The following is a 21,814-nucleotide window of genomic DNA, read 5'->3' on the forward strand; positions in this document are numbered from 1 at the left end:
GCTGATCGTGCCGCTCAGCAGGCCGTGTGCTCACCGAAGCGGTCCAGGGCGGCCCGCACGCGGGTGAGTTGTGCCGGGAGATCGGCTGTGGCGTCCGTCGACGTAGTGCCTCCGCCACCGCGGGCCGTGTTCCCGAGGCCCCGCTGCGCGTCCCCGCGCTGATCGTGCCGCTCAGCAGGCCGTGTGCTCACCGAAGCGGTCCAGGGCGGCCCGCACGCGGGTGAGTTGTGCCGGGAGATCGGCTGTGGCGTCCATGGTCATGCCCGGCTCGTCCGGTTCCAGCGGCTCCAGCGTCTCGAACTGCGAGTCGACCAGCCGGGCGGGCATGAAGTGACCGGTGCGACGGGACAGGCGGTCCCATGCGGTGTCCCGGTCCAGGGCGAGGTACAGGCACCACAGCCGTGCGCCCGCGGCCGTACGAAGCCCGTCGCGGTAGGCGCGCTTGAGGGCCGAGCAGGCCACGACCAGCCCCTCGCCGGCGTCGACGGAGTGACGGATACGGTCGGCGAGGGCCCGCAACCAGGGCTCGCGGTCGGCGTCGTCCAGTGCGCGGCCGGCGCTCATCTTGGCGACATTCGCGGCGGGTTGGAAGTCGTCGCCCTCGACGAAGGGCAGTCCGACCAGCTCGGCGAGCGCCTTGCCGACTGTGGTCTTCCCGGAGCCGGACACACCCAGGACCAGCACGATCGGCGGTCCTTGGGCGGCCCTGGCCCCGGTCACGGACGCTCGGGTTCCCGGCCGGCCGCCGTCTGCCGCAGATCCGCCTCGGTGAGGGGCTGGAGGATCCCGCGGGTGTCCAGCCGGTAGAGGAGGACGAGGAACGGTCCGACGAGTACCACCGCGATGACCGTGACCAGCATCAGCCAGCGCAGCGTCGTCGACGCGCCGGCCGCCTGGGACACGGTCAGCGAGGTCGGGATGAGATAGGGCCGCTGGGCGAGCCCCCACGCCACGACGACGGCGGCCACGCTCCCGACCGCGGTGATCCTCGCCCATCCCGTCGCCGTGCGGTACAGCAGCCCTGCGGTGATCACCGCGCAGGCGACGGCGACCAGGACCAGAACGAGACCGATTCCGCTGGTCAGCCCGTCGTAGACGTAACGCGCGTCGTCGTGGGTCACGGCGAGCCCGACGATCGCCAGCACCGCGACGGCGACGAGGCCGCACCACGCCCGCAGCCGGAAGTAGCCGACGAGGTCGGCGGCATCGAAGCGGCGGGCGTCGGCGGTGAGGAACACCGCTCCGAGGAACGCGGTCGCGGCGATGGTCAGCAGCCCGGCGATCACGGAGGTCCCGTTGGACCAGGCCTCGGCGGACGCCTTCGTACCGGGAGCCACCCGGCCCGTGGCGAGCCCCCCGACCGCCGCTCCGAGGAAGAAGGGCGTCACCAGCGAGGAGATGGCGAAGACAGCGCCGTAGACCCTGCGCCGGGCGAGACGCCGCGTGGGCTTGCGCAGGGCGAAACCGGCGCCGCGCAGGACGAGTCCCACGGCCGCGAGGGCCAGCGGGAGCCACATGGCCGAGAAGATCGTCTGGAACAGGACCGGGAAGCCGGTCCACATGATGACCAGGATGAAGATGAGCCAGACGTTGTTGGTCTCCCACACCGGTGCCATGGCGTGGTCGATGAGCCACCGGGGCCGCTTGCCGCGTTCGGCTCCGCCCGCGAGGAGGTCCCAGAACCCGGCGCCGTAGTCCGTGCCGCCGGCGCAGGCGTAGGCGGCCACTGCTGCCAGCAGCACCCAGGCGACGACGTCCTCGATCATCCGTGGCCCCCCTCGCCGTCTCCGGTCGTGGACAACGGGCGGGGCCCGTAGGGCGTGTCGCCCTCCAGGTCCTCGGCGGCGCGTCCCGCGAGAGCGTCCTCGTCGGCCCGCCGCCATCGGCTGCTCATCTTCAGCAGGATGGTCAGGAAGGAACCGAGGACGAGTACGTAGACCACCACGACGATGCCGAACATCGTCCACAGGGACGCCGCACGGGTGTCCGTCACCGCCTCCGAGACCCGCATGTGCTGGTAGACGATCCACGGCTGCCGGCCCACTTCGGCGGTGATCCAGCCGCACTCCACGGTCAGCAGACAGGCGGCGCCGGCAAGCGCGGCGCACCGGAAGAACCACGGCGATCTGGGCAGGCCACGGCGGCGCAGCCAGCACCAGCCGTACCAGAGCGCGAGCAGGATCAGCAGGCTTCCGATGGTCACCATGATGTCGAACGCCCAGTGCGCGATGGTGGCCTGAGTCGCCGTCGGGCGGTCGCTCGCGGGGACCGACGACAGTCCGGTGACCTTGGTGTTCGGGCTGAACCCCGCCAGGATCGAGTCCAGTTGGGGAATCTTGATCCCGCCGGAGATCGATCCGTCGGGATGCAGGCGCCCGAACATGTACTCCGGCACGTGGGTGTCGGTCTTCCAGACGATCTCGGTGGCCGCGAACTTGATCGGCTGCTTGTGGAAGACGGAGCGGGCGATCGAGTCGCCGAGCACGAACTGCACGGGCGTGAGAATCGCGGCGACCGAGAACGGCACGGTGAAGCCGAGCCGGTGGTAGCGGTCCCGGCGGCCCCGCAGCCAGCCGACCGCGTACACCCCGGCGACGACGTACCCGGCGGTCAGGATCACGCCGACCACGAAGTGCCAGTACTCGGGGCCGAACATCGGCGTGAAGACCGCCTGCCGCACGTCGACGTCCACGGGGTTGCCGGACTCGTCGAGCGTGAAGCCGCGCGGGGTGTTCATCCAGGCGTTCGCTGCCACGATGCCGAACGCCCCCATCAGGGCGGCCAGCGGCAGGGGCAGACCGAGCCAGAAGTGCGTCCACGGCTTGAGCCGGCGCCAGCCGTACAGGTAGATGGCGATGAGGATCGCTTCGAGGAAGAACGCCCACGCCTCGACACCGAAGCCGAGGCCGAAGACATCGCCCCACCGGCCCATCAGGCCCGGCCACAGCAGACCGAACTCGAAGGAGAGCACCGTGCCGGTGACGATCCCGATGGCGAACTGGACGGCCATCACCGCCGACCAGCGCCGCGCGAGCAGCAGGGCGACGGGATCGCCCTTGCGCAGCCCGCGGTAGTGCATCAGGAGAGTGATGGCGGGCAGGGCCACGCCGAAGGGCACGAGCAGGATGTGGGCGCCCAGGGTGAAGGCCATCAGCTCCCGGGCCGGCAGAAGCTGTGCGGGGCCGCCCGCCAGAAGGTCGTGGATCGCGCTGTTCACATGGGCCTCGGAGGCTCGTACCGGACGGCTGCGGGGAAGGCGGGTTCAGCCACCCGTGGCGAAACCGGGGAACAGCGTCATGCCGCCGTCCACGTAGAGCGTGGTCCCCACGACGTAGTCGAAGAGGTCGGATGCCAGCGCGGCCACCGCGTTCGCGATGTCGTCCGGGTCCCCGACACGGCGGTAGGGCACGAGTCGCAGAAGATCGGCCTCGGCCTCGGGGGTGTCCCAGGCGCTGCGGTTGATGGGGGTGCGAATCGCTCCCGGGGCGACGGCGTTGACCCGGATCCCGTGCGGCGCGAGTTCCTGGGCGAGGGTCGTCATCAGCATCTGCACCCCGCCCTTGGACGCGGCGTAGTTCGCGTGGCCCGACCAGGGAATGAGCTGGTGGACCGAACTCATGCAGATGACTTTCCCGGCGGAACGGGAGACCTCCGGGACGACACCACGCCGCATGAACTCCTTGGCCGCCTCGCGGGCGCACAGGAACTGTCCGGTCAGATTGACGTCCAGCACCTTCTGCCACTGGTCCACGGTCATCTCGGTGATGGCGGCATCGCGCTGGAGCCCCGCGTTCGCCACCATGACGTCGATGGTCCCGAACTCCTTGACCATGCGGGACACCATGTCGACGACCTGGTCCTCCTGCGACACGTCCGCCTCGTGTGCGTAGGCACGGACGCCGAAGGCCTCGATCTCGCGCACCGCCTCCTCCGCGGCGTCCCGCCCCGCCACGTAGTTCACCACCACATCGGCGCCCACCCGCCCCAGGGCGATCGCGGTGGCCTTGCCGATACCGGAATTCGCGCCCGTCACCAGCGCCTTCTGTCCTTTGAGGAGCGGGTAGGCAGGGGGCTGGCGACCGTCACTGCCGCTGGTTTCCACTCGTGTCTCCCTCTGAGTGCCGGTGCGGAAATCGAGTTATCCGCCCGACCACGAAAACACGGGTGAGCCAATACGGCTCGGTGGCGCGTCCCGGGTCAGCCGCCCGGGGCGCTGTCCCGCGCCGAACGGCGGAATACCCCTTCGCCGGGTTGCCCTGAACGGCGCGGTCGACTAATTAGGCGCGAGCCTCCCGGCCCTTTCCGACGCACAGCGCCCAGATGACGAAGGCATCCACGGCGATCAGCACGATGGACCAGACGGGTTGGTACGGCAGCCACATGAAGTTGGCGATCATCGCCAGGCCTGCCAGGGCGATTCCGACCACCCGGGCCCACGTCTGCCCACCGAACAGGGCGGCGCCCGCGAGGACCACCAGGACGCCGAGGACGAGGTGGATCCAGCCCCAGCTCGTCAGGTTGAAGTTGTAGGCGTATTCGTTGGTGGTGACGAAGACGTCGTCATGGGCTATGGCGGCGATTCCCTGGAATATCGCCATCAGCCCACCGAAGATCATCATGACCCCGGCGAAGCCGGTCCAGCCGGCCACCCACGCCCCTTCACCGATACTCCTTGCACCGTGTTCGTGCATTCCAGTCGTGGTCATTTCGGCTCCTCCCACGTAGACCTCGCCACTGTGATGTGGCCGCGGCCGATGGCCCATATATCAGCTTGGCATGAGAATCGCAGTCCGGCAGCACGCCGATATCCGCGCAGGGCTGCGCCGAGGCCGAGATGCGGGGAAATTCATTCGGTGATCCAATGGAAGGGACCGGTGTGCCCGAAATCGCGCGCCGGCCCGGGGAGCTGTTTGTTTTTTATGCCTTGTACGAGAAGGGAACCGCCGTGCCAGGTCTTATCCGCGGGGTCGCCCGCACAGCCGTGGTGGCCGGTACAGCGACCGCCGTGTCGAACCGTGTGTCCCGCCGCCAGCAGGGGCGCTGGGCCCAGCAGGACTACCAGGAGGCCCCGCCGCGGTCGGAGCCCCCTCCCGCCCAGCCACCCGCCGACATGACCAGCAAGATCGATCAGCTGAAGCAACTCGGGGAGCTCAAGAAGCAGGGTGTTCTCACCGAGGCCGAGTTCGAGGACCAGAAGAGCAGGATCCTCGGCTCCTGAGCCAGGGCTTCTGAGCCGGGGCTCCTGAACCGGGGATCCTGAGCCGGCGCCATGCGCTTCACGCCAGGCCGTTGACCAGCCCGGTGAACAGGGAGGGCAGGCGCGCCGCGGTGGGGACGATCAGGTGGGCGAGTCGGGGGCGGGCGCGCAGGCGTACCAGGGTGTCGGTGAGCAGGCGGTGGCGGCGTGAGGCCCTGCGCCAGGCCTGCTCGTAGTCCAGGGGCCGGTCGTCGCGGACGCAGCGAACCAGTTGGGCGGCACCGGCCAGGGCGAGGGAGATGCCTTCGCCGGTGAGCGCGTCGACGTATCCGGCGGCATCGCCGACCAGCAGGACCCGGCCCGCCACCCGGCCGCGGACGCGTTGTCGCAGGGGTCCGGCGCCGCGTACGGCCGAGGAGGCGCGGGTGGGCAGGCGGGCGGCCAGCGCTGGAAAGCCGGTGAGCTGCACGTCGAACGGTGCCCGCTCGCCGGTCAGGATGGCCACGCCGAGCAACTCGGGCCCCAGCGGGGTGACGTAGGCCTCGGCTCGCGCGGACCAGTGGACCTCGACGTGGTCGGTCCAGGGCGCGACGGTGAAGTGTCTGCGCAGCCCGTAGCGGGGTGGGCGCGGGTCGGGCAGGTCCAGGCCGAGGTGTCGGCGGACGGGCGAGTGCAGACCGTCGGCGGCGACGAGGTAACGGGCCGTCAGCCCGGCTGCGGTGACGCTGCCCGCGTCCTGCCGGACCGTCACCGCGTCGACCTTGACCGGATGCACCGGGACGCCCAGCTCCACCGCCCGCCGGGCAAGCGCCGCGTGCAGGTCCGTACGCCGTACGCCCAGGCCCGGTCCGTGGCGGAAGCCGGCCTCGGCGTGCCGGGTATCGCCCTTGGCGTCGAGGTACCGGATGCCGCGCAGCGGGTGCCCGGGCGGGGCGACGCCCAGTTCGGCGAGGGCCCGCACCGCGCCCGGCATCAGCCCTTCGCCGCAGGCCTTGTCGACCGGCGTCGGCCGGGGTTCGGCCACGGCCACGTCGAGTCCGGCGCGCGTGGCGTGGATCGCGGTGGCGAGTCCGGCCGGCCCGCCGCCGACGATCAGCAGGTCGAGCATGGCGAGGTCGCGGAGGCCTCAGGCGGGGCGGACCGGGCCAGTGCCGCGTCCTCGCAGCGGAGCCGGACGGCCAGCAGGGGCAGGTTGAGCAGGGTGAAGCAGGTCGCGGTCAGCCATGCCCCGTGGACCAGCGGCAGGGCGAGTCCCTCCACGACCACGGCGAGGTAGTTGGGGTGGCGCAGCAGCCGGTAGGGACCGGCGCTGACCAACGGCAGGCCGGGCACGACGATGACACGGGTGTTCCAGCGCGGTCCGAGGGTGCTGATGCACCACCAGCGCAGCGCCTGCGCCCCGAGCGTGAGGGCCAGCATCGGCCAGCCGAGCAGCGGCTGGAAGGGCCGCGGGGCGAGCTGGGTCTCGACGAGGCAGCCGACCAGCAGTCCGGTGTGCAGGGCGACCATCACCGGGTAGTGGCCGTCGCCGTACGACACGCCGCCGTGCGCGCGGCTCCAGGAGGCGTTGCGGCGCGCGACGACGAGCTCGGCGACCCGCTCGGCGGCCACCAGCAGGATCAGTACGGTGTAACCGGTCATTCCTCACCTACCAGCGCAGGAGCACGAGTTCGGAGCTGAAGCCCGGCCCGAGCGCCAGCATCAGGCCGGGGGTGCCGACCGGGGGCGGGCGCAAGGTCAGGGTGTCGCGCAGGATGTGCAGCACGGAGGCGGAGGAGAGGTTGCCGACCTCGGCGAGGGAGCGCCAGGTCAGCTCCAGCGGGTCGGGCCCGAGGCCGAGTGTCTCCTGGAGCGCCTCCAGCACCTTGGGGCCGCCGGGGTGACAGACCCAGCCGGTGATGTCGTCCGACTTGAGGTCATGTGCGGACAGGAAGGAGCGCACCTCCTCGCCCAGGTGGAGCCGGACCAGTTCCGGCAGGTCGTAGCCGAGCACGATCGTGAAGCCGCTGTCGCGGATGTCCCAGCCGAGGGCGTCCTCGGTACCCGGATACAGGCGGCTGCGCGTGGCGACGACCTGGGGTCCGGCGTACTCCTCGCGGCGGGGATGGTTCCGGCCGACGGCGACCAGAGCGGCGGCGCCGTCACCGAAGAGCGCACCGGCCACCATGTTCTGCGCGGAGGTGTCGCCGCGCTGCAGGGTGAGGGAGCACAGCTCGACCGAGAGCAGCACCGCGACCTGGTCGGGGTGGCCCCGCAGGTAGTCGTGGACCCTGGCCAGCCCGGCGGCACCGGCCGCGCAGCCCAGCCCGAAGACCGGTACGCGCTTCACGTCCGGCCGCAGTCCCAGGCGTCCGGCCAGCCGTGCCTCCAGTGAGGGGGCGGCGATACCGGTGACCGAGGTGGCGAAGACGAGGTCCACCTCGTGCGGGGCGAGCCCGGCCTGGTCCAGGGCGGCTCGCAGTGCCTCCTCGGCCAGCCGCAGGCCCTCCTTGATGAACAGGTCGTTGGCCTGGCCGAAGCCGTCCAGCTGGGCGTACCGCTCCAGCGGCAGGGCGAGATGGCGGGTGCGGACACCGGCCGAGGCGTGCACCCGGTCCAGCACACCGCGGTCCCGCTCCGGGGCCCCGGCTCCGGGCAGGCACCTCGCTGCGAGTGCGTCGGTGATCTCGCGCTGGTGGTATCGGTGGGCCGGCAGCACTCCATGGACAGCGGCGATACACGTCATTCGGCAAATATAGGGATGACCATGACGAAACCTCGCTCAGCGCGCATCGTCGGTATTTCGCGTGTGTGGCAGCGGAGGGAGCGAGCCGACCGCGCCTGGGGCCTGGCCGGCCGATCATGCGCAGACGCGGGGTGTGGCACGCACATCTGCCGCGTTGTCGTCGGTCGCCGACTCCCCCACGCTCGACTGCGCTCGAGCGGGGGACCCCCATCACCCCGCTCACCGGCACTTCGCAGGCACCGCCGCCTTCCTGCGACTTGATCGGCCGGGCAGGCCCTAGCATTCAGCGCGTGCGCAGCGTCGGAACCTCGGTGGCCGCCCCAGCCATGGCAGAGCCTCGCCGCGGTTGGCCCGGGCGGGCCGTCGGCCTGCTGCTGGCCGCTCACCCCGCGCCCTCGGCTGTCGTGACCGCGGTGGTCGCCGCGCTGGCCGCCGCGTCCGGGCGGGGCGGCGCCGGTACGGTGCTGATCGCGGCGGCGGTCCTCACCGGGCAGCTGTCGGTGGGCTGGAGCAACGACCTGATCGACGCCGACCGGGACGTGGCCGCGACCCGCCACGACAAGCCCCTGGCGACCGGAGCGGTATCCGCGCGTGCGGTGACGAGCGCGACGGGCTGCGCCCTCGCGGCATGTGTGCCGCTCTCCCTCGCGAACGGGTGGCAGGCGGGAGGCGCACACCTGTTGGGCGTGGCCGCGGCCTGGTGCTACAACCTCGGCGTGAAGCGCACCGCCTGGTCGTGGCTGCCGTATGCCGTCGCCTTCGGGCTGCTGCCCGCGTTCGTCACCCTGTCCCTGCCGGGTACCCCGTGGCCGCACTGGTGGGCGTCGGCCGGCGCCGCGCTGCTGGGGGTGGGCGCCCACGCCGCGAACGTCCTGCCGGACATCGACGACGACCTCGCGGCGAACGTCCGCGGCCTGCCCCAGCGCGGTGGCCACCGCGGCGCCCGGACGTTGGCGGCGGCGGCGCTGGCAGCGGGCTCGGCCGTGCTGGTCCTGGGCCCGGCCGGCCCCGTCGGCGTCCCCGCGCGAGCCGGGCTCGCGGCGGCCTGCGCGCTCTCGCTCACCGTCGCCCTGTGGCCGGCCGGGCGGAGCCGGGCGCCCTTCCTCATCTGCCTGGGTCTGGCCGCCTCCGGCGTCGCCCTGCTGCTTCTCAGCGGTGCGCGTCTCGCGTAGGCCTGTCCGGAGCTTGGCGGCGCTTGCGCCGGAGGAGGGCCAGGAACAGCCCCGCGGCGGCGGTGAACGTCGCCGTCGCCTCGGCGAGAGCGGACGCGGTCTTCTCCGGATACCAGAGCGGGTCGTACATGTCGGGCAGCGGCCCCAGGGTGCCGACGTCTACGTACCGGTAGAGCAGCACCGCGCCGAGGCCGGCCGCGGCCACCAGCAGCGCGTACGCCCATACGAGGGGCCGCGTGCCGAGAACGACCAGCAGCAGGGCCGCCAGTGCCGCGGCGCCGGCCTCGACGCGGAACAGGTCGCCCTGGCCGATCGTCCGGTTGACCTGGTCGTAGGTCGCGGCGAGGTCTGCGTGCACGTAGGCGTCCACCGCGAGACCGGCGGCTGTGAGCAGACGAAGAAGCCACAGGCAGGCGCTCAGGGCGGGTGTCCGCCGCGCCTGGGGCGGCACGTCCGTTTCGGATCCGATGACTGTCATCGATGCCTCCTCTGTCACCCCCCAAGGAGGGGTACGTGTCAGGACATCCCCTTGTTCATTCGCGTTTCGACCTTTTTGAACAGGTCTCGCTCACCGGGGCCGGAGTTCGACGAGGAGCCGGCCAGAGCTGGTGACGACGTCCATGCGGGCGATGTCCCGCACGCTGAGCGAGGACGATCCCGGGACACTGACCGCGGTGGCGTAGCCGGACGTCCAGCCGGCGGCCGTCTCGGTGTGGCCGTCGCGGGCGTGCACCACCAGGTGACAGACGGCCGGGGGCAGCCCTGTCAGACGGAGCCGGATCGACGTGCCCGTGGGGTCCGGGGTGAGCACAGCGGACGCGGTCACATGTGTGGCCGGGTCGGCGGCGGAGACCCTGACCGCCGAGGGGACTGCCGCCGGTCGCGGGTCCTGCGCGCTCAGGTAGATGCCGACACCCGAGACGGCGGCCGCGACCGCGAGCACACAGGCCACCAAGGCCCGGCGGACCCTTGTGCGCCGCACCACCCGGGACACGGCCCGAGCCACGCCGACCGACTCGGACGCCGCGGCCGGGGCGGTCCGGGCGGGAGGGGCGTGCGAGGTCTGCCCGGCCTGCGAGGTCTGCGAGGTCTCCGTGACCTGCGAGGTCTCCGCGGCCTGCGCCATCCGCCGCGGCTCCTCGAAACGCAGCTGCGGCAGGAGCCCGACCAGCGGCGCCAGCTCCATCAGCTGGGCACGACAGTCCGCGCAGTGGGCCAGGTGCCGCTCCACCGCCGGGCGCTCCGCCGACTCGAGCGCCCCCAGCAGGTAGGCGCCAAGAGCGAGGCTCTCGCGACACGCCATCGCGTCGTCACCCCATCTCCACCCCCCGCCCAAACAAATATGCGGACATACGTGAACCAATTGACACTAATCAACGTATCGAACTACAGACCCGTCCAACGACGGGCCGGTGGACCAGCCCTCCGCACACCTAGCGGCAGGGGGTTCCAGCGGAAAGAAGGACGTCATGAACCGCGCCGCCATCATCGCCGCGACCGCGACCGCCGTCGCCGCCTTCGCCGCCGGATGCGGAAGCTCCGGCACCACCAACTCATCACCTCCGCCCAGCAGTTCGGCGTCCGCCACCGCCGGATCCGCCGCGCTGCGGGCACACAGCTCTCCCCTCGGCAAGATCCTCGTCGACGGATCCGGCCGCACCCTGTACCTGTTCAAGGCCGACAGCGGCACCACCTCGCACTGCTACGGCGCCTGCGCCCAGGCATGGCCGCCCGACACCACCACCGGACGCCCCAGCGCCCAGGGCCTGAACGCCGGCATGGTCGGCACCACTGCCCGCAGCGACCACACCACCCAGGTCACGTACAACGGCCACCCCCTCTACCGCTTCGCCGAGGACGCCAAGCCCGGCGACATCACGGGCCAGGACAGCACGGCCTTCGGAGGCGAGTGGTACGTGGTCAGCCCCAGCGGCACCCCGATCACCGCCGCCGCACCCAGCCCCTCCTCGACAGACTCGGGAGGCGGCTACCACTACTGACCGCCGTAGGACCGAACCGTCACACAAAAGCCGTGAAGCCTTGGATTCAGGGCTCGAGGGCCCTGTTGACATGAGGGCGGTGCAACCTTCTGTTGAAAATTGTCTGGGACATTGTCCGACTGCGTTAGCTCCTGTAGCACTGTGCGCGGAGGCGTTCCCTCCATCCCCCCGTAGCACCGGGAGAGCGCATGCCCCAGTCCGTTCGGCACCGTGCACCCAGGCTGGGTCGCGTGGTCCTCACCGCATTCGTGCTGCTGTTGTCCGCCACGGCGAAGGCCGGGGCCAACGAGGTCGGCGCCGCCGACACCGCCACCACCGTCACCGTGGACGACTCCGTCCAGGGAAGTGGCCGGGACCAGTTCGACTACCACGGTTCCGGCTGGGGCCACGCGAGCGGCGAGGGCGCGCCCGCCAATCCCTACGAGGGCACCAACAGCTGGACCGAGACCACCGGCGACTCGGTCGACTTCGCCTTCACCGGCACCCAGCTCACCTTCCGCGCGGTCACCGACCCCGGCCATGGCATCGGCGCCGTCTCCATCGACGGCGGCACCCCCGTCGACGTCGACCTCTACAGCGCCGGCCGCACCGGCGACGTCCCCGTGTGGACCAGCCCCACGCTGTCTGACGGCCCGCACACCTTCACGCTCACGTCGACCGGCCGGAAGAACGCCGCCTCCAGTGGCACCGCGCTGACCGTCGACCGGATCGACTTCGTCGGTGAGGCACCCGTTCCGGGCAAGACCGACGTCGCGGTGGACGGCTCCGGCACCGGGCGCACCTTCGACGGCATCGGCGCCATCAGCGGCGGCGGAGGCAACTCACGGCTGCTCATCAACTACCCCGAGCCGCAGCGCAGTCAGATCCTGGACTACCTCTTCAAGCCGGGCTACGGCGCCGCCCTGCAGATGCTCAAGGTGGAGATCGGCGGCGACACCAACTCCACCGACGGGTCCGAGCCCAGCATCGAGCACACCAAGGGAACGGTGCACTGCGACAGCGGCTACGAGTGGTGGCTGATGGAGCAGGCCAAGAAGCGCAACCCGCACATCAAACTGTACGGCCTCGCCTGGGGCGCCCCCGGCTGGATCGGCAACACGAGCAACTCCTCCGGGGGCGGCGACTTCTGGTCCCAGGACATGATCGACTACCTGACCACCTGGCTGGGCTGCGCCCGCCAACACGGCCTGGACATCGACTACCTGGGCGGCTGGAACGAGCGCGGCTACGACATCGCCTGGTACGAGAAGCTGCACGCGACGCTCGCCGCCAAGCACCTCCCGGTGCAGATCGTCGGGGCGGACTCGGGCCTGGACGTCGCGGACGACATCGTCAAAGACCCGGACTTCGCCAAGTCGGTCGACGTCGTCGGCGTCCACTACCCCTGCGAGGGCGGCGACGGCGGCAGCGCCAACACCTGCGGCAGCTCGGCCAACGCGCAGGCCACCGGCAAACCCCTGTGGGCCAGCGAGAACGGCTCCCTGGACGAGAACACCGGCGCCGGCGCCCTGATCCGCTCCATCACCCGCGGCTACCTCGACGGCAAGTTCACCGCCTACCTCAACTGGCCGCTGCTGGCCGCGATCTACCCCAACCTGCCCTACAACACGGTCGGCCTCGCGGTGGCGAACCAACCGTGGTCCGGGGCGTACGACATCGGCACCAGCCTGTGGACGACAGCCCAGGTCACCCAAGTCACCCAGCCGGGCTGGAAGTTCGTCGACAAGGCGAGCGGCTACCTCGACGGTGACCGCACCAACGGCAGCTACGTCACCCTCAAGTCGCCGGACAACTCGGCGTACAGCACCATCCTGGAGACCTCCACCGCGAGCAGCGACCAGACCGCCGACTTCAACGTCACCGGCGGACTGCCGACCGGCACGGTGCACATCTGGGCCACCGACCTCAAGTCCGGTGGCACCTCCGGCGGTTTCGTGCACACCGACGACGTGACCCCCCAGAACGGGCACTTCTCCGTCACCCTCAAACCCGGTCAGGTCTACTCCCTGACCACCACCACCGGCCAGAGCAGGGGCAAGGCCGTCAGCCCGCCGCAGGGCCACCTCGCGCTCCCCTACAAGGACTCCTTCGAGCAGAAGACCCCCGGGCGGGAGGCCAAGTACCTCTCCGACATGCAGGGTTCCTTCGAGACAGCGCCGTGCGGAGGCGGACGCTCGGGCCAGTGTGTCCGGCAGATGGCCGCGCAGCAGCCCATCGAGTGGCAGGACGACAGCGACGCGTTCGCCCTCCTCGGTGACACCGACTGGAAGAACTACACGGTCAGTTCGGACGTCTACCTGGAGCAGCCCGGCACGGTCGAACTCCTCGGCCGGGCGGGCGAACAGCAGCGGCCGCAGTCCCACCAGGCGGGCTACTTCCTGCGGGTCGGCGACACCGGTAAGTGGTCGGTGGTCAAGAGCGACACCGGCGGCCGGCTGACCACACTCGCCGACGGCACCACCCGGGCGCTCGGCACCCGCAGCTGGCACAAGCTCGGCCTGAGCTTCAGCGGCACCACGATCACCGCGAGCGTCGACGGCAAGCAGGTCGGCGCGGTGGACGACTCCGCGTACGCCTCCGGGCAGGTCGGCATCGGCGTGGTCGGCTACCAGACCGACGAGTTCGACAACCTGAGCGTCACCCCCGTACGGCAGGCTGTCGAACCCCCGGCCACAGTCGCCGCGGACCTGCCGTCGACCATCCACCGGGGTGAGTCGGCCACCCTCAAGGCCACCTTCACCGTCCCGGCGTCGAGCGACGCGGCCACCGGCCTCACCCTGCGGCCCGGTGCCCCGGACGGCTGGACGGTCGCCGCCACCACACCGACGACGTTCTCGAAGGTCGCACCGGGCCACTCGGTCACAGCGAGCTGGACCGTCACCGCCCCTACGGCCGCGACCACCCCCGTGTCCGTCACCTTCTCGCCACTCGCCACCTACGTCCGCGGCGGCGTGCAGCACTGGACGTACGGCACCGCGAAGACCGAGGTGCCGATCCCGGCGCCCACCGGGAGCCCCTATCTGAGCGACCTGTCGTTCGTCTCCAGCAGCAACGGCTGGGGTCCGGTGGAACGGAACACCTCCAACGGCGAGCAGGCGGCGGGCGACGGACTGCCGATCACGATCCGCGGCACCGTCCACGACAAGGGTCTCGGTACCCACGCCAACAGCGACGTGGCGTTCTTCCTCGGCGGCGACTGCAGCCGGTTCACCGCCACCGTCGGCATCGATGACGAGGTCGCCCCGTACGGCTCGGTCACCTTCTCGGTGACCGCGGACGGCCGGACGCTGACCACGACCCCCGTCCTCACCGGCACCTCACAGCCCGCGCCCCTGGACGTCGACGTGTCCGGTGCCCAGCAGTTGCACCTGGCGGTCTCGGACAGCGGCGACGGCAACGCCCACGACCACGCGGACTGGGCCGACGCCCGGATCACCTGCGCGGGGTAGGGCGGGACAGCACGGCCCCGAGCGGGCGGCGGCCTTCACGGCGCCGCCCGCTCAGTGGTCGGGCACGGGGCGGACGGTGAGGATCTGCTGCGCGTGTCCGACCGGGCCGTTGATGTCGTGCAGGACGGTGCGGGTGAGGCCCTGGTCGGTGGGGCCGAACGTGACCGTGGTGTCCAGGCCGGTCCAGTGGCCTTCGGGCTGACGATGGAGGTGGACGCTCAGGTCCACGTTGGGGAACATCCAGGCGGTCGGCGGCTGTCGTACGGCGATGCCGTTGGCGGTGTCGACGAGGGCGATGTAGGACGCGAGCGGGCTACCGCACTCGCCGGCGACCAGGTCGAGGCGGGTGGAGATCCAGGCGGTCGTTCGACCCGGCTGGGGTGGCACGAGCGGGCGGACGTCCAGGGAGGCGATGTACCCCCAGGGCCACACCGGCGCCATCGACCACGGGGTGCGGCCGGGGCGGACGGTCTCTCGGGACCACCCTCCGAGGGTGCCCCGCGGGCCCTACGTCCGTTCGTTCCGGTCCGGGCGTACCAGGAGTCCGCGTTCCAGGGCCACGACCACCGCGTGCGTACGGTCGCTGACGTCGAGCTTGGCGAAGACGCGCAGGAGGTGGGTCTTCACCGTGGCCTCCCCGATGATCAGGCGCTTGCCGATCTCGGCGTTGGAGAGGCCGTCGGCGACCGCGTTCAGGACGTCCAGTTCCCGGCCGGTCAGGGACACGGGGGCGGGCCGCCGGATGCGTGCGACGAGGCGTTCGGCCACCTTCGGGGCCAGCACCGTCTCGCCCCGGGCGGCGGATCTGATGGCGTCGACGAGTTGCTCGCGGGTGGTGTCCTTGAGGAGGTAGCCGATGGCGCCGGCCTCGACGGCGCGCTCGATCTCCACATCCGTGTCGTACGTGGTGAGGATCAGCACCCGGGTCGGCGCCCTGCCTGCGACGATCTCCGCGGTCGCGGCGACGCCGTCGAGGACGGGCATGCGCAGGTCGATGAGCGCCAGGTCGGGAGCGAGGGTCTCGACGAGTTCGACGGCCTCCCTGCCGTTGCCCGCCTCCCCCACGATGGCGACGCCGGGTTCGGATGCCAGGAGGGCGACGACGCCCGCGCGCATCACCGTGTGGTCGTCCACCACGATCACGCGAATTCTGTCCTGCTCCGCCACGGCCGTCTCATCGGCTGTGGCCTGGTCGGTCGCATCGGCCATGTCAGTCCTGACTGTTCGTGGGGATCATCGCGAGGACGCGGGTTCCGTCCCCGAGGGAACTGGTGACGGCCAGGTCACCGTCGAGTTCGGCCAGCCGTTTGCGCATTCCGACGAGGCCGAAGCCGTCGGCTTCGTCGACCACGAAGCCCCGGCCGTCGTCGGTGATTTCCAGTTCGATGCCGTGCGGATACCGGGTCAGGACGACTCCCACCGTGGTGGCGGCCGCGTGCTTGCGCACATTGGCGAGGGATTCCTGGGTGCAGCGCAGCAGCGCGATGCGGGTCGTCTGGTCGCAAGTGACGTCCGCCAGTTCGGTGGTGACGGTGAGCCCGGTGTCCTGGACGAACCGGTCCAGGGTCCTGCGCAAGGTCATGGCCACCGAGCCCGCGGCGACACCACTCCGCGGAGCCGATCCGACCAGCACACGCGCCTCGGCGAAGTTCTCGCGTGCGGTCCGCGCGATCGACAGCAGCTGCTGGTCACACTTCTCGGCGTCCGTGGCGATGGCGGAGCGGGCCGCTTCCGCGAGGACGATGATGGAGGCGAATCCCTGGGCGAGCGTGTCGTGGATCTCGCGGGCGATGCGTTCGCGTTCGGCCACCGCCCCCTGCCGCTGGTGGGCCTCCGCCAACTCCCGCTGCGTGTCCTCCAGTTCGGTGGCCAGCTGCTCGGTGCGTGCGTTGTTCTGTGCGATGAAGCGGTGCAGCCAGAGGCCGAGGGCAACGGCCGCCGCATAGGCGAGAGCCGTGAACACGTTGTTCCCGCTGAGGAATTGATGGCTCCAGCCCTGTCGCAGGGTGCCCCCGAACACGGTGGTCGCCGCGCCGACGCCGCTCAGGACGATCGAGAGACGCGGGCCGCGCGCGAAGACCCAGAAGTGCGGAAGGGAAACGACGTAGAACGCGGCGGAACCTCCCAGCAGGTAGGAGATGCCTCCCATGACGAGCGAGAGCAGTACGAGGAACACCTCGGGGCGCAGTACGGGGTTGCGCGGCAGGGTGAGGACGATGGCGTAGCAGAGAGCGATCAGGGACAGCAGGCCCAACGACCAGTATTTCTTGGCCTCTTGTGCGTCCAGTACGGCGCCGGCCGTGGGCAGCAGGCCGAGAAGGACCCAGGAGATGGTGTTCCAGAGATGGAACATGCCGGAGGCGTGACGGTCGTCGGGCTGCGGCCGCTGATTCATTGACTCAGCTTACTTTTTGCAGGGAACGGGAGGCCTGGATGGTGCTCTGAGCCCGGTGAATCCCGTGTGACGGCCACCAGTTGGCCTCTCCGAGCAGCAGCATGAGCGCGGGCAGGATCAGCATCCGGATGACGAACGCGTCGAGCAGTACGGCGACCGACAGGCTGAAGCCGATCTGCTTCATCTCGATCAGGTGCAGGGCGGCGAAGCTGGCGAACACGGTCACCATCACGACCGCCGCGCTGGTGACCACGCCGGCCGAGCTGCCGATGCCCTCGATCACGGCCTTGCGGGTGGGCACCCCGTTCATGGCGGCCTCCCGCACCCGGCTGATCACGAACACCTGGTAGTCCATGGACAGGCCGAAGAGGATGACGAAGAGGAACAGCGGGACGCGGGACCCGATCGAGCCGGTGGAGTCGAAGTCGAGCAGCCCCTCGGCCCACGTGTGCTGGAAGACAAGGACCAGCACACCGAGCGAGGAGGCGGCCGAGAGCAGGTTGAGCAGAATGCCGACCACGCCGAGGACCAGCGAGCGGAACGCCCATACCGTCATGACGAAGGTGACCAGCAGCAGGGCCCCGATGATCAGCGGCAGCTTCTGCTCCTGGTGCGCGGGGTAGTCGGCGTAGCGGGCGACATCTCCGGCCACCGCGGTCTCTACGCCGGCGACCTCGCCGACGGTCTCGGGTACGAACCTGTCGCGGATGTCCTTGAGGGACGACTGGGCCTCATCGGTGCTCACGTAGTACGGCACTTGAAGCTGGAGCATGCTGATCCGCTGGTCCGGCGAGGTCGACAGCTGGGGGGTTCCGCTCAGCCGCGGGTCGTTCTCGACGTTCGCGGCGAGTTCGCGCAGGGCGGCGGTCACCTCGGGCGAGCGGTCGGCGTCCGCCCGTACGACGATCTGGTGCATGGACTTCAGCTCGGGGAAGGCCGCGTTGAGACGGTCGTACGTCTGCATGGCGACGATGGCGCGCGAGTGTGTCTCACGGCCCATGTCGGTCAGATTCAGGCCGAGCACCGGGGCCGCCAGGGCGAGCATGGCGAGGACGGTGCCGGTCAGGATGGCGGCGGGGTGCTTGCTGACGGGGCGCAGTATCGCGGTGGTGAGGCGGCCGGGACCGGTCTTGGGCTGCTTCCGGGGCCGTACGGCCTGGCCGCGCTTCGCCGCCCGGGCCTCCCCCCGTACCGCGCGGCGCTCCGCTCGTCGGCCGAGCTTGGCGAGCAGGGCCGGCAGTACGGTCAGCGAACTGAGCACGGCGACCAGGGTGACGACGATCGCGCCGGTGGCGATCGAGGAGAAGATCACGTCGTCCGCGAGGAACAGGGTGGCGCTGGAGACGGCGACGGCGAGGCCGGAGAGCACGACCGCGCGTCCCGAGGTGGCGGCGGCCAGCTCCACGACGGCCTGCGGGCTGAGGCGGCCGCCCGACCTGGCCCGCTCCTCCCGTTCCCGCTTGAGGTAGAAGAGGGTGTAGTCGACGCCGACGGCCAGACCGATCAGCAGGATCACATTGGTGCCGATGCCCGCGTCCGGGAAGACGTGCGACGCCAGCATCGACAGGCCGATGGCCGCGGCGATCGAGGAGAGCGCGAGCAGCAGCGGTACGAGCGCCATCACGACGGAGCTGAAGACCAGCAGCAGGGTGATCAGCGTGACCGGCAGCGCGATCACCTCGGTGCGGGACAGGTCGTCACCGCGCAGCTTTTCGACGCCCTTGCTGATCGAAGGGGATCCGGTCTCCTCCACCCGCAGTCCCGGGTTGGCCTTTCGCACCTCGGCGGTCTGCGCGAGCAGCGCGTCGACGTGCTTCTTGCCTTCCAACTCCGGGCCCTTCATGGTGACGTCGACCCGTACGGCGGTTCCGTTCGCCGCACGCACCGGGGTGGCCACCGAGCGCACCTCGGGCAGCCCCCGCATCCGGTCGGCGACGTCCTTGGCGGCGGCGTCGGCCGCGGTCAGGTCGAGCCGGCCGGTCCCGGGTCGCGCGGTGATCAGGACGCGTTCGACGGGGCGCGGCTGCAGTCCGCCCTCGGCGGCCATCGCCTCCGCCCGGCCCGCCTCACCCACGCCGAAGTCCTCCGCGGTGGCCGGGTTGCCTCCGACCGTGATGCCCACGCCCAGGCAGAGGACCACGAACAGGAGCCAGCAGACGATCGCGCGCCACGGGTGTCCGGCGCTCCAACGAGCCATGCGTACAGGGAGATTCTTCATGGCATTCATGCTGGTCGTCGGGTGTTCGCGCCGACAGCCTCGACAGGTTGAACCTGAGGTCCACCAACTGGTGGACCCGGCCGGATCGGCGCACCGAACTGCGGCACGATAATTCGAACGGACTTAACATGTCCGGGCTTTGCCCAATTCTGGCTCATTGCTTGTTTACTGCCCAGGCTATTTGTGATCCGGCGATCCGGTGATCGAAAAGACGCGGGGCATAGTTGCAGGTCAGTAGCGCGGCGACGGCCGGATCTTCTCCCGTTCCCCCAACGTTCAATTCGGCGTTCCTGCTTGCGCTTTATGCATTCCCTAAGGTCCCTGAAGGCTGTGAAAGAAGGGACCCATGGACACACTCCTTTCAGTCCGGGCGCGCGGGATCACCAAATGTTTCGGCGACGTCGTCGCACTCGACGGCATCGACCTGGATGTGACCCAGGGTCAGATACACGGTTTGGTGGGGCCGAACGGCGCCGGCAAGACGACGTTGCTCGGCCTCCTGCTGGGCCTGGCCGTCGCCGACAGCGGTCGTCTCGAGATCCTGGGTACGCCAGTCGGACGGGCGCTCGACGCTCCCTTCGGTGTCGCCGGTTTCGTGGACGGGCCCGGACTCTATCCCTCGCTCACCGCGAGGCAGAATCTCGCCGCGCTGGCCGATCTGCGCGGTGGCGACCCACGGACAGCGGGGATCGACGACGTGCTCGACCAGGTCGGGCTCACCGAAGTCGCCGACGACCGGGCCCGCGGCTTCTCCCTCGGGATGCGCCAGCGGCTCGGGCTCGCCGCCGCCCTGCTGACCAAGCCCCGGCTGCTGGTGCTCGACGAACCTGCCAACGGCCTCGACCCGGCGGGGAAAAGGCACGTTCACGGTGTCCTCGGCCAACTCGCGGCGGACGGCACCAGCGTCGTGCTCTCAAGTCACCGCATGGACGACCTGGAGGCGCTGTGCTCCGAGGTCACCATCCTCGCGACCGGACGAGTCGTCTTCTCCGGACCGCTCGACAAGCTGGCCACCGAGAACCGTGAACTCGACTACCGGTTGCTCACCTCCGACGCGCGGGCCGCCCGCCGGGAGGCCGCCGGCACGGCCGGGATCCATGTCGTGGACGGCGCCGGGGCACGGCACGGCGCCGGCGAGGGCCTCGTCGTACGGGCACTGCTGCCCGCTCTCGACGAACTGGTCAAGCGGCTCGTGCACGCGGACATCGCGGTGCGCGAGCTCACCCCCGTGGTGTCGCCGCTCGAGGCCGCGTTCCTCGCCCTCACCGAACAGCAGGAGACCGGCAGATGACCGCGACCGTAGTCAAGGACCGGGTCAACGAGCGTGCTGCCGTTGCCAGTCGCGTCACCGTACGGCGCGGCTACCGCTTCGAGCTGGTCAAGCTGGTGTCGCAATGGCGGATCCGCCTGCTCGTCCTCGCCTGCTGGATCGCGCCGGCGTTCTTCGTCGCCGCGGTGAGCCGGCAGAGCACGCTCCCCACCGACACCCTCTTCGGTCGCTGGATGCACGCCACGGGGTGGGCCGGGCCGTTGGTGATGCTCGGTTTCGCGGGCACCTGGGCGCTGCCGCTGCTGACCTCGGTGGTCGCGGGTGACGTGTTCGCCTCCGAGGACCGGCTCGGCACCTGGCGTCATCTGCTCGTGGCGGTCCGGTCGCCTCGACGGATCTTCGTGGCGAAGGCACTGGCCAGCCTCAGCGTCATCCTGCTGCTCGTGGCCGGGCTGGCCTGTTCCAGCGCGGTCGGCGGGGTCGTCGCGGTCGGCAACCAGCCGTTGGTGGGCCTGGACGGCCACCTGCTGGCGCCGGCGGACGCCGCCGGAAAGGTCCTCCTCGCCTGGGTCTGCGTGCTCGCCCCGACCCTGGCGCTGGCCGCGATCGGACTACTCGGGTCGGTCGCGCTGGGACGGTCCCCGATGGGACTGCTGCTGCCGGCGCTCGTCGCGCTCGCGATGCAGATCGCCCAGATGCTGCCGCTGCCCGTCGCGGTCCGCCTCGCCCTGCCCGGCTACGCGTTCATCGCCTGGAAGGGCCTGTTCACCAGCCCGGCACAGCTCGGCCCGCTCCTCATCGGCATCGTTGTCAGCCTGGTGTGGGCCGGGCTCGCGACCGCGCTGGCCTATCTGCTCTTCCTGCGGCGCGACTTCACCGACCTGACCTACGACGGCTCGGGGCGCCGCGCGATCACCACCGGACTGCTGCCACTGGTCGCACTGGTCGCCCTCACGGTCACGGTCGTCGCCGTGGCGACCCCGTCGGCGGGTTCCGGGATCCGGCAGAACAAGGTGCAGCGGTCGGTCGCCACGGCTTTCGCCCACCTCTACCGCCTGCAGACCGAGCAGCTGGACCGCCCGGACGTGACCGAGGCGCAGCTGCGGGCCACGGCGGCGTGCAACAAGAGCGCCGGCCACGTCACCGCCGAGGGACCGGGCAACGACTGGCGCTGCGTCGTCTCCTGGCATCTCCCCGACGTCGAGGCCGTCGGCACGGCCGTCTACCAGCTCGACGTCACCTCCGACGGGCGGTTCGTCGCCGACGGCGACGGGCCGAAGGAAGTGAACGGCTACTTCCTGGTGCGGACCCCGATCGGGGACGCACCCAACCCGCTCTGGCAGTTCGACGGCAACGTCGAACTGCTCGCCACCACCCCGAAGGGATAA

At 70.6% G+C, this 21,814-nt stretch carries 19 protein-coding genes and 1 pseudogene; 6 read left to right on the forward strand and 14 right to left on the reverse strand.

Features of this window, described 5'->3' with window-relative positions; all coding sequences use genetic code 11:
* Positions 1-171: 171 nt before the first annotated feature.
* From AB0H86_RS13040 to AB0H86_RS13060, 5 genes are all read right to left on the reverse strand, one after another.
* Complete coding sequence (locus AB0H86_RS13040) at positions 172-720, reverse strand: gluconokinase (RefSeq protein ID WP_362436577.1); 549 nt, start codon at positions 718-720, stop codon at positions 172-174.
* A complete protein-coding gene (locus AB0H86_RS13045) occupies positions 717-1,766 on the reverse strand; it encodes a cytochrome d ubiquinol oxidase subunit II (protein WP_362436579.1) in 1,050 nt (349 codons plus the stop codon). Before AB0H86_RS13045 ends, AB0H86_RS13040 begins: the two co-directional genes overlap by 4 nt.
* Positions 1,763-3,217 carry a cytochrome ubiquinol oxidase subunit I gene (locus AB0H86_RS13050; RefSeq protein ID WP_362436581.1) on the reverse strand — a complete coding sequence of 485 codons (1,455 nt, stop codon included), beginning with the start codon at positions 3,215-3,217 and terminating at the stop codon, positions 1,763-1,765. Before AB0H86_RS13050 ends, AB0H86_RS13045 begins: the two co-directional genes overlap by 4 nt.
* 45 nt (positions 3,218-3,262) lie before the next feature.
* Positions 3,263-4,102, reverse strand: a complete 840-nt coding sequence (locus AB0H86_RS13055) for an SDR family oxidoreductase (RefSeq protein WP_362436583.1) — start codon at positions 4,100-4,102, stop codon at positions 3,263-3,265.
* Positions 4,103-4,277: 175 nt separating this feature from the next.
* The gene (locus AB0H86_RS13060; protein WP_362436585.1) at positions 4,278-4,706 is read right to left on the reverse strand and encodes a hypothetical protein; all 429 of its coding nucleotides are present in this window, start codon (positions 4,704-4,706) and stop codon (positions 4,278-4,280) included.
* Between the two features lie 239 nt (positions 4,707-4,945).
* Here AB0H86_RS13060 and AB0H86_RS13065 point away from each other — a divergent pair, with 239 nt between their 5' ends.
* Positions 4,946-5,218, forward strand: a complete 273-nt coding sequence (locus tag AB0H86_RS13065) for an SHOCT domain-containing protein (protein WP_362436587.1) — start codon at positions 4,946-4,948, stop codon at positions 5,216-5,218.
* Between the two features lie 58 nt (positions 5,219-5,276).
* On the opposite strand, the gene AB0H86_RS13070 is transcribed toward AB0H86_RS13065, so the two are convergent.
* From AB0H86_RS13070 to AB0H86_RS13080, 3 genes are read right to left on the reverse strand one after another with little or no spacing between them, the layout of a single operon-like run.
* Positions 5,277-6,305 (reverse strand): NAD(P)/FAD-dependent oxidoreductase, encoded by a 1,029-nt coding sequence (locus AB0H86_RS13070; protein ID WP_362436589.1) that lies wholly within the window; start codon positions 6,303-6,305, stop codon positions 5,277-5,279.
* Positions 6,290-6,838, reverse strand: a complete 549-nt coding sequence (locus AB0H86_RS13075; RefSeq protein WP_362436591.1) for an isoprenylcysteine carboxyl methyltransferase family protein — start codon at positions 6,836-6,838, stop codon at positions 6,290-6,292. The genes AB0H86_RS13070 and AB0H86_RS13075 overlap by 16 nt, the downstream gene beginning before the upstream one ends.
* Positions 6,839-6,845: 7 nt before the next feature.
* Positions 6,846-7,922, reverse strand: coding sequence for a 3-oxoacyl-[acyl-carrier-protein] synthase III C-terminal domain-containing protein (locus AB0H86_RS13080; protein ID WP_362436593.1), 1,077 nt, complete (start codon positions 7,920-7,922; stop codon positions 6,846-6,848).
* A 290-nt stretch (positions 7,923-8,212) separates the two neighbouring features.
* Between AB0H86_RS13080 and AB0H86_RS13085 the strand changes: the two genes are divergently transcribed.
* A complete protein-coding gene (locus tag AB0H86_RS13085; RefSeq protein ID WP_362436595.1) occupies positions 8,213-9,094 on the forward strand; it encodes a UbiA family prenyltransferase in 882 nt (293 codons plus the stop codon).
* On the opposite strand, the gene AB0H86_RS13090 is transcribed toward AB0H86_RS13085, so the two are convergent.
* Both AB0H86_RS13090 and AB0H86_RS13095 read right to left on the reverse strand, forming a co-directional pair.
* A complete protein-coding gene (locus AB0H86_RS13090; RefSeq protein ID WP_362436597.1) occupies positions 9,072-9,572 on the reverse strand; it encodes a hypothetical protein in 501 nt (166 codons plus the stop codon). The genes AB0H86_RS13085 and AB0H86_RS13090 overlap by 23 nt on opposite strands.
* A gap of 90 nt (positions 9,573-9,662) precedes the next feature.
* Positions 9,663-10,397: a zf-HC2 domain-containing protein gene (locus AB0H86_RS13095; RefSeq protein ID WP_362436599.1), complete on the reverse strand. Its 735-nt coding sequence runs from the start codon at positions 10,395-10,397 to the stop codon at positions 9,663-9,665.
* 166 nt (positions 10,398-10,563) lie between these two features.
* On the opposite strand from AB0H86_RS13095, the gene AB0H86_RS13100 reads away from it, so the two are divergent.
* The gene (locus AB0H86_RS13100) at positions 10,564-11,094 is read left to right on the forward strand and encodes a hypothetical protein (protein ID WP_362436601.1); all 531 of its coding nucleotides are present in this window, start codon (positions 10,564-10,566) and stop codon (positions 11,092-11,094) included.
* 755 nt (positions 11,095-11,849) lie between these two features.
* A complete protein-coding gene (locus AB0H86_RS13105) occupies positions 11,850-14,543 on the forward strand; it encodes an NPCBM/NEW2 domain-containing protein (protein ID WP_362437336.1) in 2,694 nt (897 codons plus the stop codon).
* A 51-nt stretch (positions 14,544-14,594) separates the two neighbouring features.
* On the opposite strand, the pseudogene AB0H86_RS13110 reads toward AB0H86_RS13105, so the two are convergent.
* The 4 genes and pseudogenes from AB0H86_RS13110 to AB0H86_RS13125 form a co-directional block, all read right to left on the reverse strand.
* Positions 14,595-14,993 (reverse strand): annotated as a pseudogene (locus AB0H86_RS13110) (thioesterase family protein); the annotation flags it as partial.
* A 57-nt stretch (positions 14,994-15,050) separates the two neighbouring features.
* Complete coding sequence (locus AB0H86_RS13115; RefSeq protein ID WP_362436603.1) at positions 15,051-15,752, reverse strand: response regulator transcription factor; 702 nt, start codon at positions 15,750-15,752, stop codon at positions 15,051-15,053.
* A gap of 1 nt (position 15,753) precedes the next feature.
* On the reverse strand, positions 15,754-16,938 hold the full coding sequence (locus AB0H86_RS13120; RefSeq protein ID WP_362436605.1) for a sensor histidine kinase: 1,185 nt from the start codon (positions 16,936-16,938) through the stop codon (positions 15,754-15,756).
* Between the two features lie 4 nt (positions 16,939-16,942).
* Positions 16,943-19,156 (reverse strand): MMPL family transporter, encoded by a 2,214-nt coding sequence (locus AB0H86_RS13125; RefSeq protein WP_362436607.1) that lies wholly within the window; start codon positions 19,154-19,156, stop codon positions 16,943-16,945.
* Between the two features lie 346 nt (positions 19,157-19,502).
* Between AB0H86_RS13125 and AB0H86_RS13130 the strand changes: the two genes are divergently transcribed.
* Both AB0H86_RS13130 and AB0H86_RS13135 read left to right on the forward strand, forming a co-directional pair.
* Positions 19,503-20,447, forward strand: coding sequence for an ABC transporter ATP-binding protein (locus AB0H86_RS13130; RefSeq protein WP_362436609.1), 945 nt, complete (start codon positions 19,503-19,505; stop codon positions 20,445-20,447).
* On the forward strand, positions 20,444-21,814 hold the full coding sequence (locus AB0H86_RS13135; RefSeq protein ID WP_362436611.1) for an ABC transporter permease: 1,371 nt from the start codon (positions 20,444-20,446) through the stop codon (positions 21,812-21,814). The genes AB0H86_RS13130 and AB0H86_RS13135 overlap by 4 nt, the downstream gene beginning before the upstream one ends.

The sequence above is a fragment of the Streptomyces sp. NPDC050997 genome (assembly GCF_040660135.1).
GTDB lineage: Bacteria > Actinomycetota > Actinomycetes > Streptomycetales > Streptomycetaceae > Streptomyces.